This is a genomic window from Bacillus cereus group sp. BfR-BA-01355 (assembly GCF_022663675.1).
GTDB lineage: Bacteria > Bacillota > Bacilli > Bacillales > Bacillaceae_G > Bacillus_A > Bacillus_A thuringiensis_S.
In genome coordinates this window covers 83,470-100,742 of sequence record NZ_JAKUFY010000005.1, presented here as the reverse complement: position 1 = coordinate 100,742, position 17,273 = coordinate 83,470, and the positions used below count along the sequence as shown (strand labels likewise).

Genomic DNA, 17,273 nt, shown 5'->3' with positions numbered 1-17,273 from the left:
TGTTACATAAAAGCCAACCCAATTAACGCGATCTAAAAATTGGTTTAATAATGCGGACGCATTTGATAAGTTTGCGACTACGTTTGATTCGCCAGTTAATAACGCATCCAGTTGTTTAATTACTGTCTCATATTGCTGCACGCGAGATCCTGCATAACTTTCTTTAGTAAACATGGAAACAGCTCCTTTTTTATCGAGATGTGTAAAATATTAGCAAAATACGATGTATTTCACATGACTTTGTCGATAGAAAATTAAAGGAATTTGTCTTAAAAGTCAAGAAATTTAAACTATAGCTGTTCATTGAGAGGAAGTGAGCGCATGAAGCAGACGAAACAAAAAGTAATTGATGCGGCAATATCGTTGTTTAATACGAAAGGTTATGATGGAACGTCGGTGCGAGACATTGCAAAGCGAGCGGATGTGAATGTAGCGAATATTTCATATTATTTTGCTGGGAAGCAAGGTTTATTAGAACAGCTTATTACTGATTTTTTAGAAGGGTATATTCATGTGATTGAAATTTCGTTTGAACAGAGAGAGTATTTGTCGGCTAAAGATGTGATGGTGCAAATGGTGCGTGGGATGTTACGATATCAATTTGAAAATAGAGAACTAACACGTTTCTTCTACCGAGAGCTTTCGCTTGATACGACATTAATTCGTGAAGTGATGACCGTTTATTTTTCTAAAGAAAGATATTATATAGAGCAAATTATTAGGCAAGGACAAATAAAACAAGAATTTCAGAAAGTATCATTTACAATGTTTATGACGCAATTAAAAGGCATGATAAATATGCCGTTTTTATATCCACAATATATATCAGAAGTACTGCATTCTTTCCCGTCTGAGACATTTTTCATAGAAATGTACACGAAAGAGATTGAGCAATGGATGGAACAAGCATTATGTAAAGCGAATATGTACCGTGAATGGCCAAGAGCTGTTCATATGTGAAGAATCCCCACCTAACGAACTGAGGTGGGGAGTTTTATGTTTATTTTTCTTTGCCATAAATTGTTACATAATAGCGCGATAATTGTTAACGTTGCTCCAGCGATTTCAATTTTATCGACTGTATAACCTCGAAAGATAGAACCGATCAGTGCAAGAATAGGAACTAAATTCATAAATAATATGCCGTTAATAGATGAAATATAGCGATTTCCCATATTCCAGCAAAATACAGCGATAACTCCTGCGATAATCGACATATAAAAGAGCTCAAAACGAACGCTCACAACTTTACGCAGTGACGGCATAGTAACTATATTTGTGTACGTTAAGAAAGTAACAATAACGATGAGTGAAATGGAGCCAAATAAACAAGTTAATGTCGTGTACCTAAGTGGTGACCAGGATTGAAAACGAGCACCTCCGTTTGTATAAATGACCCAGCAAGTAACGCCGCATAGCATTAATATGTTTGTCGATAAGTGGCTTGCAGCTCCAAATAATAAGTGAATATTTCCTTTTGAAATGACAAGCATAACACCAAGTAATGCAACGAACATACAAAGAAATGTGTAGTTTTGTGGGCGACGATTTTTCGTTACCCATTGCAGTGATAAGGCGATCAGTGGCATAAGAGACTGAATCATAGCTGCATGAATTGCTCCGGAAGGTCCAGCAAGTTGTTGTCCGTAGAAAACGAGAAAACCATATCCTGCGAAACCGACTGTCCCGTAAAAGAACAGAGAAAGTGTTCTTTTTTCTAAGCGGAGTGAAGTCTTCCCTTCAGTAATTAATAGCAAAATAAGAAAAATAATAGCTGCTGATCCATAGCGAATCGTTGTGAAGAAGAACGGATCGATAAATTGCAGAGCATTTGCCATTACAGGAAACATAAATCCCCAGGCAGTGACGGCGAGTAAGCATAGAAAGGATCCGAGTAGCATTTGTTTTTTGTTCAAGAGTATCTTTCCCCTTTGCATTTCGTTATAGTAAGTTGATGAAATAAGTATAAAGAGTAATTGTTTATAGGAGGAAATATCGATTTCTTATAACGGTTATAACTTTTTGTTAGAGGTGTGTACGATGGATTTGGAGACAGTACGATCGTTTATCGAAGTGAAGCATACGCGAAGTTTATCAAAGGCAAGTAAAATTTTACATATATCTCAACCAGCGCTTAGTAAGCAAATTCAAAAGTTAGAAGCGGATTTAGAGGTTACTTTACTTAAGCGTTCTGCGCAAGGAGTGGAGTTAACGGAGGCAGGAGAGTTATTTATAAAAAGAATGCTACCGATTTTGGAACAAATAAATGAAGTGAAAACAGAAATGAGGGGGTATCAAGAGAACCGAAAGTTTTCAATTGGTATACTACCGAGTTTAGCAGAGCATTACATATTAGAATGTAAAGATGTATTAGGTGATGAGTTCGAAGTAGAGTGGCAAATTGGACATACGGAAGTATTAAGAGATTTATTTAAAGCGCGGGAGATTGACGCGATGTTCATCGATTCCGTAGTAGAAGGTGCTACGTATATAAAAGAAGTGCAACAAGAGAAAATTGTTTGTGCCGTTTCAAATAATCATCCGTATAAAGAGAAGAAAGCCATTCAAATAGAAGAGCTGCAAAATGAAAAATTAATTGTATATCCAGAAATATGCGATGTAAGGAAAATGATTATGAACATGTTTCATGAGATAGGTGTAAAGCCAACTATAGCTGTGGAAACATCTTACGCACAACCGATGCTTACAATGGTAAAAGCCGGACTTGGTATCACGTTACTTCCAGAAAGGGCAGTAGAGCAGTCTGTAAGGCAGGGAAATGTACATGTAATTTCTGTTGAACCACCACTCATGCGGAAAATTTATTTCGTATCTCATACGAAAGATTGTTTGTTATTACAATCATTTGAGGATAGGTATTGAGGTAGGCGGAATATTGAGAAAGATTACAATCGCATTGAAAGAAACATGAAATTTTAAAAAAAACTAGGTCAAAAACAAGCCATTACATGGTATGATTAGTACATTGTTAGTTGTTAAATATAGGGGAATTCCCTTTTTATACATAATGCCTTCCATTTCATAAACGGAACGGACAAAAAAAGAGATATAACTAGGAGGCTTTTTTGCATGGATTCTATCCTGACGATCGTTATCATTGTAGTAAGCTCTATTCTAGTGCTGCTCATGATAGAGCTTGTGATAAGAAATCGTTCATATAAAGATATTGAAGCACTGGAGCAGTGGAAACAAGAGATAAAAGATAAACCTGTGGCAGATGAACTAAAACGGGTAAAAGATTTAAACATGACGGGTCAAACAGAAGAACTGTTTGGTAAATGGCGTGAAGAATGGGATGAAATTGTATCAACAACCCTTCCGAAAGCGGACAAAGATTTAGCGCAAGCGCGAAAATTCGCCTCGCAATTCTCCTTCCGAAAAGCAAAGCATGCGATGAACGAATCCATAAGTGGTTTAGATGACGCTGATAATCGTATTACAGGTGTTTTAAATGAATTACAGCAATTGTTAGAAAGCCATGAGAAAAATAGCTCGGAAATTGAAGGATTACGTGATACATATCGTAGTATGAAAAAGAGTGTTCTTGCTCATAGACATATGTATGGAGCAGCAGAGCAGAAAATCGAAGAGATGCTAGACGCTGAATCTAATAAATTTAAAAGCTTTGAAGAAGCAACAGATAATGGTGACTACTTAAAAGCGAGAGAAATTGTTATTAGTTTAGAAGAAGGTTTAGCAAGTTTAGAAATCATTATTCACCAAATTCCAGATTTATTAGTAGAATGTCAAGCGACGCTACCAGTTCAACTGGAAGATTTATTACAGGGTCATAATGATATGGTAAGACAAGGTTATGTATTAGAGTATTTGGAAATCCCTAAAGAAGTTCGTGATATGACGACACAACTAAACACATGTTTAATGGATATACAGGAGCTTCATATAACAGAAGCGGCTGAAAAAGTGGAAGACTTAAAAACTCGTTTAGATGGTTTCTATGATCAACTTGAGCAAGAGGTACATGCGAGACATTATGTGGAGCAAAAAACACTTTCTGTTTATGAAGACTTAGAAGAAATGCGTATCGAAACGATTGAAACGAAAACAGAAACACAACTTGTTAAACAAAGCTATCAATTGCAAGATAAGGATATTGAGTCTCAAAAAGTAATTGAAAAGCAAATGCACATTTTAACGAAACGTTTTGAAATGCTACAATTACGCGTTGCTGAACAAGATATTGCCTTCTCTATTATTCGTGAGGAATTAGAAGAGGTTTATGAGCAATGTGAAACGTTAAAAATACTTCATGCAGAATATAAAGAAATGCTGCAAACGATGCGTAAAGAAGAATTTGAAGCGCGTGAGAAGTTACAAGAAATGCGAAATACTATTTTCGAAACGAAACGCTTTATGCAAAAGTCGAATTTGCCAGGTCTTCCAGAGAGTATTATGGAAGATTTAAAAAGAGGGCAAATGGCAATGCAAGCTGTATATGAACAATTAGAAGTGAAGCCGTTAAATATGAACGCTGTAAATAGCAGTTTAGAAGAAGCATACACAACTGTGAACGGTGTAGCTGAAATGACAGAAGAGTTAATTGGACAAGCGTATTTAGTTGAAAAATTAATTCAATACGGTAACCGTTACCGCAGTCATGATGAGAGCCTTGCAGAAAGCTTAAATTATGCGGAGAAATTATTCCGTGAATATCAATACGATGCAGCTTTAGAACAAGCGGCTTCTGTACTAGAGCAACTTGAACCTGGTGTTGTTCAAAAAATAGCTGAATATGTAGACAATGAACAAACCCTTTCATAAAGGGTTTGTTTTTTTGTGTAATTTTGCAGGCGATGTTGCTATAATGAATAGCGGAATACAGTAAGGTTATTCGTTTCAAAATAAAGTGAAACTGTAATCAGTGGGGGGGATTCATCCTCCACTGATTACTAGTTGAACCAATCGGGCATTTACGGGCAGTTGATCTCCTACCTAACTTCTTTGCTCTAGTTGAACTTTGAGGTGAGAGCCTTACTGCCCGTTAATGCGGGGTAAAGTGAAACTGTAATCAGTGGGGGGATCTCACTAATTATTATTATTCACTAATCGGGATAAAACGGAACCTTTGCGTAGTCTTAGCGTAATGACACGTATTTATGATATGATTATATGATGTGATAGCGCTGAAAGGGGAAGAACCATGATCTATTTTGATAATAGTGCGACGACGAAGCCATATCCAGAAGCCCTTCAATCGTACGTGACGGTTGCTGGGAAATATTTTGGTAATCCTTCTTCTATTCATTCGCTTGGAGGAGAGGCAGAGCGTCTATTAACACAATCAAGAACGATTGCAGCGCAGCTTCTTCACGTTAAACCTTCTGAAATTATTTTCACATCAGGTGGAACGGAAGGAAACAACCTTGCGATTAAAGGTATAGCAATGAGGAATCGTTCGCGCGGCAAACATATCATTACAACAAATATTGAACACGCGTCTGTGTTTGAGGCATATAAGCAATTAGAAGAACTCGGATTTGATGTAACATATTTACCGGTTAACGAGCACGGTGTTGTATCGGTAGAGGATGTAAAACGAGCAATTCGTGAAGACACGATTCTTGTATCAATTATTCATGTGAACAACGAAACTGGAGCAATTCAGCCCGTTGCTGAAATTGGAACTTTATTATCGAATCATCCGAAAATAAGATTCCATGTAGATCATGTACAAGGGATAGGAAAAGTACCGCTTGATTTATATGCTTCTCATATTGATCTTTGCTCAATATCTGGACATAAATTCCACAGTGTAAAAGGAACGGGTCTTCTTTATATACGTGATGGCGTAAGATTAGATCCGATTTTATCAGGTGGTCAACAAGAGCTTAAGTATCGCTCTGGTACAGAGAATTTACCTGGCATTGTAGCGATGGTGAAAGCACTTCGCATGACAATGGAACAAGTGAAAGAAAAGGTAGCTCATTTGCAAGGTTTACAAGCGGAGCTTGTCAGCTTCTTTAAAGAGATGGAAGATGTGACGATTAATACATCGCTTGCATATGCAGCACCGCACATTTTAAATGTATCATTTGTTGGTTTAAAACCAGAAGTAGTCGTTCATGCTTTAGAAGAACACGGTGTATATGTGTCAACGAAATCAGCTTGTTCTTCAAAAGCAAATGAAGTAAGCAGAGTGTTAGTGTCGATGGGAGTGCCGCATGCAGCAGCTGCAAGCGCTATTCGTATTAGTTTGGCACCAGATAACACGATGGAAGAAGTAAAACAATTTGAAGGTATTGTAAAAGAGACAATGCCAAAATTATATGAAGTGATGAGGTAAAGAAATATGATGACATATGAATATATTTTAGTGCGTTACGGAGAAATGACGACAAAAGGTAAGAACCGTTCTAAATTTGTAAGCACATTAAAAGATAACGTGAAGTTCAAACTGAAAAAGTTCCCAAACATTAAAATTGATGCAACGCATGACCGTATGTACATCCAGTTAAACGGTGAAGATCATGAGGCAATCTCTGAAAGATTGAAAGACGTATTTGGTATTCATAAGTTTAACTTAGCGATGAAAGTACCATCAGAATTAGAAGACATTAAAAAAGGTGCATTAGCAGCTTTCTTACAAGTAAAAGATGATGTGAAAACATTTAAAATTACAGTGCATCGTTCTGATAAGCGCTTCCCAATGAAGACGATGGAGTTACTTCCAGAAATCGGTGGGCACATTTTAGAAAATACAGAGGATATAACAGTAGATGTTCATAATCCAGATGTGAATGTACGTATAGAAATTCGCAGTGGTTATAGTTATATTATGTGTGGTGAGCACATGGGAGCTGGCGGTTTACCAGTTGGCGTTGGTGGAAAAGTAATGGTACTTCTTTCTGGTGGTATTGATAGCCCGGTAGCAGCGTACTTAACGATGAAACGCGGCGTATCTGTGGAAGCAGTTCACTTCCATAGCCCACCTTTCACAAGTGAGCGTGCAAAACAAAAAGTAATCGATTTAGCACAAGGGTTAACGAAATACTGTAAACGTGTAACGCTGCACCTTGTTCCGTTTACAGAAGTGCAAAAAACGATTAATAAAGAAATCCCATCTAGCTATTCAATGACGGTTATGCGCCGTATGATGATGCGTATTACAGAGCAGATTGCTGAGGAGCGTAACGCACTTGCAATTACGACTGGTGAAAGTCTTGGACAAGTAGCAAGCCAAACATTAGATAGCATGCATACGATTAACGAAGTAACAAACTACCCAGTTATTCGTCCGCTTATTACGATGGATAAATTAGAAATTATTAAAATTGCTGAAGAAATCGGCACGTATGATATTTCAATTCGTCCATACGAAGATTGCTGTACAGTATTCACACCAGCTAGCCCGGCGACGAAGCCGAAGCGTGAAAAAGCAAATCGATTTGAAGCGAAATACGATTTCACACCGTTAATCGAAGAAGCTGTAGCGAACAAAGAAACAATGGTATTACAAACGGTTGAAGTAGTGGCGGAAGAAGAAAAATTTGAAGAACTTTTCTAAAACCATAAATTACCATATCTAAAACGTGTATGAAGTCATGTTGTTTATCACACTCTATACTCACAAGGAGGTGATACAACATGTCACGTAGCACAAATAAATTAGCGGTTCCTGGTGCTGAATCAGCATTAGACCAAATGAAATACGAAATCGCTCAAGAGTTTGGTGTTCAACTTGGAGCTGATGCAACAGCTCGCGCTAACGGTTCTGTTGGTGGTGAAATCACTAAACGTCTAGTTTCACTAGCTGAGCAACAATTAGGCGGTTACCAAAAATAATCCCATATGATGGCTTAGAAAGAGCGGGTTCTCTCGCTCTTTCTTTTTGTTGTTCATATTAGTATAAATTCATTTCGACAAAAGCATAAAAAAATTGTCAAAAGAAGAGGGTTCAAAATTTACTGAAAATTCTTTATTATATAAGGGAGGCATAAAGAAAAAGGAGGATGTTTATGAAGAGAGAGGAATTGTTGGCACCACCATCTTATAATTTAGTTTCAGAAATAGAGAAATATACAGACGATAAAGAGAAGCTTGCTTTAATTTGGCAAGATGATAAAGGGAATAGACGAGAAGTTACATATTTTGAATTAATGCAAGGTGCAAATAAAATTGGAAACGCTTTTATAAAAAGTGGCTTACAAAAAGGGGACAAGCTCCTTATTATGATGCCGCGTTTAATTGAAGCGTACATGACGTATATCGCTGCGATTAAAGCAGGATTTGTCGTAATTCCAAGTTCGGAAATGTTGCGTAAAAAAGATATCGAATATCGAATTGGACATGGCGAAGTAAAAGCGATAGTAAGCTATGAGCCGTACATTGGACAGTTTGATGATATAGAAGCAATGGAATCTCTTCAAAAATTCGTCCTGAGCGAGCAGTCAGTAGACGGATGGATCAATTTAAAAACAGCATTAGAAACAGAAAGTGACATGTTAGAAATGGCGAAAACAGATAAAGAAGATATGGTCTTTTTATCTTACACGTCAGGGACGACAGGAAACCCGAAAGGTGTCGTTCATACTCACGCGTGGGCATACGCTCATTTACGTACAAGCGCCCCGAATTGGCTCGGAATTGAAGAGAATGATGTTGTATGGGCAACGGCTAGTCCAGGGTGGCAAAAGTGGATTTGGAGCCCGTTTTTAGCAACTCTCGGTTCAGGGGCAACAGGATTTGTGTACAACGGCAAGTTTGAACCGAAAACGTATTTAAATTTATTAGACGATAATAAGGTGAATGTGCTTTGTTGTACACCGACTGAGTATAGATTAATGGCAAAGGTAGAAGATTTAAGCCAGTACAATTTAGAGGCGTTACATAGCGCTGTATCCGCAGGTGAGCCGTTAAATAGAGAAGTTATTGGAACGTTCCAAAAGCACTTTGATATTACAGTAAGAGACGGCTATGGGCAAACGGAAAATACACTACTTGTTGGTGTAATGAAAGGGATGGATATTAGACCAGGATCAATGGGGAAACCAACGCCAGGTAACCACGTCGATATCGTAAATGAGGAAGGTATTCCAGTTAAAGTAGGCGAAGTTGGTGATATTGCAGTTCACATTGAAACGCCGGCACTCTTTAAACAATATTATAAAGACGATGAGCGTACAGCGATGCAATTCCGCGGTGATTATTATATTACAGGTGATAAAGCGAAGAAAGATGAAGATGGCTACTTCTGGTTTGAAGGGCGTGGTGATGATATCATTATTAGCTCTGGTTATACAATCGGGCCGTTTGAAGTAGAGGATGCGCTTGTAAAACATCCTTACGTAAGAGAATGTGCGGTTGTCGCAAGTCCTGATGAAATTCGCGGAAGTGTCGTGAAGGCATTTATCGTATTAAGAGAGAATATAGAAAAGAACGAAGAAACATTAATTCCAACACTCCAACAACACGTCAAAGAACTCACTGCACCATATAAATACCCTCGCAAAATTGAATTTGTAGATGAACTACCAAAAACGATTTCTGGAAAAATTCGCCGTATTGAACTTAGAAGACAAGAGATGGAGATTCCGTCAAAATAATTTTGAAAACAGTGAAGTAAATAGTTGAATGAAATGCAAAACAATGATAATATAAAAACGAACACAAGTTCGATTTTATAAACTTAAAAAAGAGGTGTCCGTATGATTTTAGGTATTAATCCGTACTTAGTTTTAGATGGTAGTGGGCAAGAAGCTGTACAGTTTTATAAAGAGGTTTTAGATGCAAAAGTAGAAGTCATGCAAACTTTTGGTGACATGCCTGAAAATCCAGAATACCCGATTCCAGCTGAAGCGAAAGAGCGCGTTTTACACGCTACTTTAAAAGTTGGTAATACGGATCTTATGATTTCTGATACATTCCCAGGTCAAGGGCATGCAATCGGATCTCAAGTAACAATCGCAATTCAAATTAGTAATGCAGAAAAAGCAAAAGAAGTATTCGATAAGTTACAAGAAGGTGGAGAGGTTATCATGCCACTTCAAGAAACGTTCTGGAGCCCAGCATACGGACAAGTAAAAGATAAATTTAATATTGAATGGCAAGTTACAACGTCTACTACTGAACAAAAGTAATTTTTAGAAAAGCACCATGTTTTGAAATGGTGCTTTTTTTTATACAATAAAATAAAGGAGATGGGATATATGAGAGAAATTTGGTATGGCGGCACCATTTACACAATGCGAGAAAAGAATGAAAAAGTAGAAGCTATTTATGTTGAAAATGGCATAATCGTTGATGCTGGGAGTAAGGAAGAATTAGAAAGTAGATATTCAAACGTTAAGTTGCAGGACCTAAAAGGAAAAACAATGATTCCGGGTCTCGTTGATAGCCATATGCATCTTATTGGGCATGGGGAGAGATTACTCCGTCTAGATTTATCAAATTGTACATCTTATGGTGAAGTGCTTACTCTTGTTCAGAAGCGAGTGGAAGAAGCACCAAAGGGATCTTGGGTTATTGGAGAAGGATGGAATGAAAATAACTTTACAGATACGAAAGATGTTCATGCGCGTGATTTAGATGAAATTTCGAAAGAACATCCCATTTTATTAAAGCGAGTTTGTCGTCACGTTACATGGGTGAATTCATACATATTGCAAGAAGCGAACATAACAGAAGCGACGCAAAATCCAAAAGGCGGGAAAATTGGCAGGGATTCATCAAATAAGTTAACAGGACTTTTATATGAACAAGGGCAAGAATTAATTAAACACGTTCAGCCAGAAATTGATGAAGCTTATTTACAAAGAGCTCTGCAAACAGCGATTAAAGATTGTTGGCAATATGGACTTGTTGGCGGGCATACGGAAGATTTAAATTACTATGGTGGCTTTAGAAAAACGCATAATGCGTTTTCTCACGTTATAAAAGAAATGCCATTTAAAGCACATTTGCTCGTTCATCATGAAGTAGCACAAGAACGAAAAGAATATGAAAATGAACATTATATTGAATTTGGGGCAATGAAAATTTTTTCTGACGGTTCTTTTGGCGGAAGAACAGCATTATTAAGTGAACCGTATGAAGATGCGAAGGAAACGAATGGGGTTGCAATTTTCTCACGTGAAGAACTTGCAGAATTAGTGAAGAAAGCACGAGACTTACATATGCCAGTTGCGATTCATACTATCGGTGACTTATCGCTTGAATATGTCATTAATGCACTCGAATTATATCCACCAGCAAAAGGGTTACGTGACCGTATTATTCATTGTCAGCTTGCTCGTGAAGAGTTGATTGAAAGAATGAAAAACTTGTCGGCTATTATCGATATACAGCCGGTCTTTCTTTCCTCAGATTTCCCGTCAGTCATTGAAAAACTAGGCGAGCGTCGTCTTCGTTATGCATACGCTTGGAAGACGTTACTGGAAGCAGGATTACGCTGCAACGGTGGGTCTGACGCACCAATTGAACAAGTGAATCCATTTTTAGGCATATATAGCGCTGTTACACGTAGAAGTTTTATTGACGATGTATGCTATATGCCTGAGGAAAGATTAACGGTATATGAGGCTGTTTCTCTATTTACAACAGGAAGTGCCTATGCAATCGGAAAAGAAGCGAAGCGGGGGCAAATTATAAAAGGATATGAAGCAGACTTTACGATATTAGACCGTAATATTTTTGAAATTGAGGCAGAAGAAATGAAAGAAGTACAAGCAGAAATGACCGTAATAGATGGCAGGGTAGTCTATAGAAAAGATGCGTAAAATATATCGACTTACCGACAAAAACTGACAAGAATAATGGCCGGATAGTAAGAGATTATGGTTCGCGTCAATCGGGGTAAATAAACAACCGCAGAATTATGGAATTCCATAATTCTGCGGTTATTTTAATTCTATAAAAACGTTCTTTGTACTTTTTCCCAGAAAGAGTTGTTTTTTAATTTAACTGTTTTAATTTGTTTATCGCTTAAGCGTACAACAGCTTTTTCCACTTGTTTAATGCTAAGCGCTTCGTTATCCATGCCGATAACAGGATAATCGTTACCGTCTGGTCTTAGTTTTAAAGTTAATGTACGTTCGTGATTTAAAATGAACGGTGAACCGAGCGTACGGTAAGTGTTGTTGTTTAAAGATGCTAGTTCGCTTACTTGGAAACATGGAATAAGTGGGTCAACAACTGCACCATGCAATGATTTATTGTAAGCTGTACTTCCTGTTGGGGTAGAAACTACTAAACCGTCCCCTCTAAATGTTTCGAAGTATAAATCATCAACGTGAACATCTACAACGAATGTTTTAATAATGCTAGAACGTAATGAGAACTCATTTAAACAATAGAAAGATGTACCATGATCTACATCTACCTGAATTGTTGGATATTTGCGCACTTCAATTTCATTTTTTGTAATTTCTTGAAGGGCTGTATCAATGTGATCAATGTGAAAATCGCAGTAGAACGAAGTTTCATCTTTCGTAGAAATCCCTGCGTATAAGCAATCTTCTCTAAAACCAGTTTTACGAACGGCTTGTAAGAAGGTTGCATCATCTCCAACACTGACGATAGCGTTTGCATTTTTTGGATGATCTAATATGGTAAATCCATTCTCTTCTAAAATACGATAGATTGGTTTCATTTTTTCAACGAGCGTTGCTTTGTCATCACCATAAAAGAAAAATAAATTGCGACGATCTGCCATTATGTATCCCTCCACTGCAGTTAAATTTTCTGTTTTTCGTGCTGCATATCATTAGAGTCCGTTCCCTGATGATATGTTCAAATAATATATTTCGATATAAATTGTCAAAATACCTTTTTATTTTTAGAAAAATTTTTATATTCAATCTTATAAAACTCTGTTTAACGATGAATAAACTTGTCGATAATGGGTATGGAGTGAAAGGATGATACGTATGAAGTGGCTCGTAATTGGAATAATAATTCTTCTCCTTTTTATTTTGCTTATACTATTGTCGAAAATATCGCTTAAGGTGACATTTTTATATTCAGAAATGGAAAAGCAATGTTTATTTCAAGTGAAAATATGGATGATTCGATATACATTTGATGTGTTGGAAAGAATTGAAAAACAGCAGAAAAAGACAGGACAGAAAATCGAAAAAGCCGAAGAGGACGGCGGACTAGATAATAAAATTATGGCGCAACTTGACAGTATTGGGGAACTGATAAAAAGGCTTCAAAAAGTTCATACTATCGTTAAAGATTTTCTCAAACGAGTGAAAATCAATGGTTGGAAATGGCATACGCAAATTGGAGCAGGCGACGCAGCTAGTACTGGAATTGTCACTGGATATGCATGGGGGACAAAAGGTATGGCTGCTGGAGTTGTCGGACAATATATGCATATTGTCGATGTACCAGAATTTGAAATTACTCCTGTTTTTCAAGGGAAGGGATTTGCATCAAGATGCGAGTTAACAGCATCTTTTCGTATATTCCGCACTATAAAAACAGCGATGAAATTGCTCATATTTATGAGGCAGCAAAAATCTGGTATGACAGAAAAATCTGTTCAAGCATAGGGGGGATATAGAATGGACCATCCAATTCAAGGTTTAATGACAACAGCAATGCAGCATTTAAAACAAATGACTGATGTAAATACAATTGTTGGTGACCCAATTAAAGCGGCAGATGGAAGTGTAATTCTTACTGTTTCGAAAGTAAGTTTCGGATTTGCTGCTGGTGGAAGTGAATTTGGTAGAGTAGAACATTCAGGCCGTCATCCATTTGGCGGGGGAAGTGGTGGAGGAGTTTCTATTAATCCTGTTGCCTTTCTTGTTATAAACGGAGATGGTGTGAAAGTATTGCACTTAGATAAACAAACACACGTCATCGATAAAATAATTGAATTAGCGCCACAAGCTGTTGATAAAGTGAAAGAAATGATGGATAAACGAAAAGAAGATGATCCTGAATTTCAAATTTAACGAATAAAGAAGCTAATCAATAGGTTAGCTTCTTTTATTTTTTTGTAAATAAAGCGATTTTATTTGCATTATCGATAGGGACAAACTATCATTTACATTGTACATATTTTGTTTAAATAAGGGAGGATTTTCAAGTGGCAAACGTAACTTTTAAAGGTAATCCAATGACTTTAGTTGGAACAGAAGTTAAAGTTGGCGATCAAGCGCCAAACTTCCAAGTATTAGCAAACGACTTATCTCCAGTAAGTTTAGAAACATACAAAGGCGAAGTAAAATTAATTAGTGTTGTACCTTCAATCGACACAGGTGTGTGTGATGCACAAACACGTCGTTTTAACCAAGATGCAGCAGGTATTGAAAACGCGAGAGTATTAACAATTAGCGCTGATTTACCATTCGCTCAAAAACGCTGGTGTGCAGCAAACGGTTTAGAAAATGTTGTAACACTTTCTGACCACCGTGACCTTTCATTCGGTGAAGCTTACGGCTTAGTAATGAAAGAACTTCGTTTACTTGCTCGTGCAGTATTCGTAGTAGATAGCAATGACAAAGTAGTTTACGTAGAATACGTAGGCGAAGGTACAAGCCATCCAAACTATGAAGCAGCATTAGAAGCAGCTAAATCTGCAAAGTAATGTGAAGGAAATGACCTCTTATAAAGAGGTCGTTTTTTCTCATATATCGCTGCGTAATGTTGCCGATATATGAGAAAAAACGTTATATCATATATAACTTGAGAGGGAGCTCTTTACAGGAGGTCGCTTTTTCTTTTTGGAAAAAATCACTTTGTGGTATGATATAAGTTATGTGTAAAAGAGAGAAGGAGGAATGTACGTGAGTCAGACAGTGGAAACATTATTTTCTATTTTTGATTCTTCTGCGGTAGTTTTACGTAAAGAATTAGATGTGACATATTTAGAGGCGCTTGTAGAAACAGGTGATAACTTGTTTGAGGGAGCGATTTTACAAGAGGAATTATCCGAATCGGCAATTGAAAGGCTGAATCGTGAATATAGTACGTTTAATGAAGAAACATATAAAGGTGAAGAAATTCGTAAAGCATTTCAGTTAGCCATCTTAAAAGGAATGAAAGAAGGCGTACAAGCGAATCATGAAATGACGCCTGATGCAGTTGGGATGTTCATGAGTTACTTATTCCATAAATTTATGCAAGGTCAAAACGAAATTACAGTTTTAGATCCTGCAATTGGAACAGGAAATTTAATGACTACAGTGTTTAATAGCGCCAAAGAAGGACTAACAATGAGTGGATTTGGTGTAGAAGTGGATGAAGTGCTAATTAAACTTGCTTTAGTAAATGCAAATTTACAGAAGCATGCAATCGAATTCTTCCATCAAGATGGACTAGCACCACTTTATATCGATCCAGTTGATGCAGTCGTTTCAGACTTACCGATTGGTTACTATCCAAACGAAATCGGTGCCAGTGAATATAAATTAAAAGCAGATGAAGGAATGTCGTATGCTCATCACTTATTTATTGAACAAAGTGTGAAACATACGAAAGAGGGCGGGTACTTATTCTTCTTAGTACCAAACTTCATTTTTGAAAGTGACCAGGCACCAAAATTACATGCATTTATTAAAGAAACATGCTTTATTCAAGGGTTATTACAGCTTCCTGTTTCCATGTTTAAAAACGAGAAAAATGCAAAAAGTATATTTGTTCTCCAAAAGAAAGGCTCTAATGTAACAATGCCAAAACAGGCGTTATTAGTGGAGTTGCCTAAATTCTCTAACATGAAGGCGATGGAGAACATTATGGATCAATTAAATACTTGGTTTGCAACACATAAATAAAGCTGGGTATATGTAACAGAGTTAGTGATTCATGTAGTACAGTTTTATATAATATGTCATATTTTTAAATATATACTAGATTTAACTGAATTTTTTTGAAATCTGTAATATATATTTTTTCTTGGTGTTACAATTTTTTCACTTGAAATATATGTCGGACGATGTTTAAATTAAAATCGTGAGTATAAAATTTGCTAATGATGAAACGTTTTCATATTTAGTAAATTTGATTAGATAAAATCGAGCGGTTTGTGGAAACATCCACACAACTACCAAGAGAAAAAGGGGCGAAAGACTAGATGTCAAAAATCATCGCGATTAACGCAGGAAGCTCTTCCTTAAAATTCCAATTATTTGAAATGCCAAGTGAAACAGTATTAACAAAAGGTTTAGTAGAACGTATCGGTTTAGAAGATAGTATCTTCACTATTACTGTAGATGGCGAAAAACAAAAAGAAATTACAAACATCCCAGATCAAGCAGTAGCAGTTAATATGCTTCTTAAAAAATTAACTGAAAACGGAATCGTTAAATCTCTAGATGAGATTGGCGGTATCGGTCACCGTGTTGTTCACGGCGGCGAAAAATTTGCTGACTCTGTTTTAATTACTGATGAAGTATTAGCTGATATCGAAGAATTAAGCGATTTAGCACCACTTCATAACCCAGCAAACGTTGTTGGTATTAAAGCATTCCGAGAAGTATTACCAAACGTACCAGCAGTAGCAGTATTCGATACAGCATTCCACCAAACAATGCCGGAATCTGCATTCCTATACAGCTTACCATATGAGTACTATGAAAAATTCGGCATCCGTAAATACGGTTTCCACGGAACTTCTCATAAATATGTAACTGAGCGTGCGGCTGAATTATTAGGTCGTCCAATTGAAAGCTTAAGCTTACTTTCTTGTCACTTAGGTAACGGTGCAAGTATCGCAGCAGTAGAAGGCGGTAAATCTATCGATACTTCTATGGGCTTCACTCCACTTGCTGGTGTAACAATGGGTACACGTTCTGGTAACCTTGACCCTGCGTTAATTCCATACATCATGGAAAAAACAGGCCAAACAGTAGAAGAAGTAGTTAACGTATTAAACAAGAAGAGTGGTATGTTAGGTCTTACTGGTTACTCTAGTGACCTACGTGACATCATTGCGAAAGAAGAAGAAGGCGACCACCGTGCGAAAGTAGCACTTGATGTATTCGTAAGCCGTATCCACAAATACATCGGTTCTTACACAGCTCGTATGAAAGGTGTAGACGCAATCATCTTTACAGCTGGTGTAGGTGAAAACAGTGCGATTATTCGTGAGCGCGTATTAGAAGGCCTTGAGTACATGGGCGTATACTTCGATGTAAAACGTAATAACGTATTCGGTGAAGAAGCATTCATCAGCTTCCCACACTCTCCAGTAAAAATTATCGTAATTCCAACTGACGAAGAAGTTATGATTGCTCGTGACGTACTACGTCTTGGAGATATTGGTTAATATATAAAAAGAAAGA

17 protein-coding genes are annotated in these 17,273 nt (G+C 37.1%); 14 read left to right on the top strand and 3 right to left on the bottom strand.

Annotated elements, in window-relative coordinates; all coding sequences use genetic code 11:
- The coding region (locus MR167_RS03315; RefSeq protein ID WP_481746696.1) for a GAF domain-containing protein at window positions 1–174 on the bottom strand (174 nt) is incomplete at its 3' end.
- Between the two features lie 147 nt (window positions 175–321).
- On the opposite strand from MR167_RS03315, the gene refZ reads away from it, so the two are divergent.
- Complete coding sequence (gene refZ / locus MR167_RS03310) at window positions 322–960, top strand: forespore capture DNA-binding protein RefZ (RefSeq protein ID WP_106103421.1); 639 nt, start codon at window positions 322–324, stop codon at window positions 958–960.
- An 11-nt stretch (window positions 961–971) separates the two neighbouring features.
- On the opposite strand, the gene MR167_RS03305 is transcribed toward refZ, so the two are convergent.
- Window positions 972–1,916: a DMT family transporter gene (locus MR167_RS03305; RefSeq protein WP_001036055.1), complete on the bottom strand. Its 945-nt coding sequence runs from the start codon at window positions 1,914–1,916 to the stop codon at window positions 972–974.
- Between the two features lie 124 nt (window positions 1,917–2,040).
- On the opposite strand from MR167_RS03305, the gene MR167_RS03300 reads away from it, so the two are divergent.
- The 8 genes from MR167_RS03300 (at window position 2,041) to MR167_RS03265 (ending at window position 11,756) form a co-directional block, all read left to right on the top strand.
- Window positions 2,041–2,883, top strand: coding sequence for a LysR family transcriptional regulator (locus tag MR167_RS03300; protein WP_142398818.1), 843 nt, complete (start codon window positions 2,041–2,043; stop codon window positions 2,881–2,883).
- 207 nt (window positions 2,884–3,090) lie between these two features.
- Window positions 3,091–4,803, top strand: a complete 1,713-nt coding sequence (gene ezrA, locus MR167_RS03295; RefSeq protein WP_016077218.1) for a septation ring formation regulator EzrA — start codon at window positions 3,091–3,093, stop codon at window positions 4,801–4,803.
- Window positions 4,804–5,182: 379 nt separating this feature from the next.
- Window positions 5,183–6,325, top strand: coding sequence for a cysteine desulfurase family protein (locus MR167_RS03290; protein WP_000638973.1), 1,143 nt, complete (start codon window positions 5,183–5,185; stop codon window positions 6,323–6,325).
- A gap of 6 nt (window positions 6,326–6,331) precedes the next feature.
- Window positions 6,332–7,546 carry a tRNA uracil 4-sulfurtransferase ThiI gene (gene thiI, locus MR167_RS03285; RefSeq protein ID WP_000989272.1) on the top strand — a complete coding sequence of 405 codons (1,215 nt, stop codon included), beginning with the start codon at window positions 6,332–6,334 and terminating at the stop codon, window positions 7,544–7,546.
- Window positions 7,547–7,626: 80 nt separating this feature from the next.
- Complete coding sequence (locus MR167_RS03280; protein ID WP_000091640.1) at window positions 7,627–7,824, top strand: alpha/beta-type small acid-soluble spore protein; 198 nt, start codon at window positions 7,627–7,629, stop codon at window positions 7,822–7,824.
- Window positions 7,825–7,997: 173 nt separating this feature from the next.
- Window positions 7,998–9,584: an acyl-CoA synthetase MbcS gene (gene mbcS / locus MR167_RS03275; RefSeq protein WP_106081826.1), complete on the top strand. Its 1,587-nt coding sequence runs from the start codon at window positions 7,998–8,000 to the stop codon at window positions 9,582–9,584.
- A gap of 102 nt (window positions 9,585–9,686) precedes the next feature.
- Window positions 9,687–10,118 (top strand): VOC family protein, encoded by a 432-nt coding sequence (locus MR167_RS03270; RefSeq protein WP_000600368.1) that lies wholly within the window; start codon window positions 9,687–9,689, stop codon window positions 10,116–10,118.
- Between the two features lie 69 nt (window positions 10,119–10,187).
- A complete protein-coding gene (locus MR167_RS03265; protein ID WP_001207089.1) occupies window positions 10,188–11,756 on the top strand; it encodes an amidohydrolase in 1,569 nt (522 codons plus the stop codon).
- Between the two features lie 131 nt (window positions 11,757–11,887).
- Here the strand turns inward: MR167_RS03265 and MR167_RS03260 are convergent, their stop codons facing one another.
- Entirely contained in the window at window positions 11,888–12,691 is an 804-nt protein-coding gene (locus tag MR167_RS03260) for an NAD kinase (RefSeq protein WP_000785183.1), read from the bottom strand.
- Window positions 12,692–12,896: 205 nt separating this feature from the next.
- Between MR167_RS03260 and MR167_RS03255 the strand changes: the two genes are divergently transcribed.
- From MR167_RS03255 to ackA, 5 genes are all read left to right on the top strand, one after another.
- Window positions 12,897–13,535, top strand: coding sequence for a DUF2953 domain-containing protein (locus MR167_RS03255; protein ID WP_000620652.1), 639 nt, complete (start codon window positions 12,897–12,899; stop codon window positions 13,533–13,535).
- Between the two features lie 12 nt (window positions 13,536–13,547).
- The gene (ytfJ, locus tag MR167_RS03250; protein WP_000350007.1) at window positions 13,548–13,943 is read left to right on the top strand and encodes a GerW family sporulation protein; all 396 of its coding nucleotides are present in this window, start codon (window positions 13,548–13,550) and stop codon (window positions 13,941–13,943) included.
- A 134-nt stretch (window positions 13,944–14,077) separates the two neighbouring features.
- Window positions 14,078–14,578 carry a thiol peroxidase gene (tpx, locus tag MR167_RS03245; RefSeq protein ID WP_000024531.1) on the top strand — a complete coding sequence of 167 codons (501 nt, stop codon included), beginning with the start codon at window positions 14,078–14,080 and terminating at the stop codon, window positions 14,576–14,578.
- Window positions 14,579–14,777: 199 nt separating this feature from the next.
- Entirely contained in the window at window positions 14,778–15,764 is a 987-nt protein-coding gene (locus tag MR167_RS03240) for a class I SAM-dependent methyltransferase (protein WP_000084365.1), read from the top strand.
- Between the two features lie 299 nt (window positions 15,765–16,063).
- Window positions 16,064–17,257, top strand: coding sequence for an acetate kinase (ackA, locus tag MR167_RS03235; RefSeq protein WP_242313874.1), 1,194 nt, complete (start codon window positions 16,064–16,066; stop codon window positions 17,255–17,257).
- Window positions 17,258–17,273: the final 16 nt, after the last annotated feature.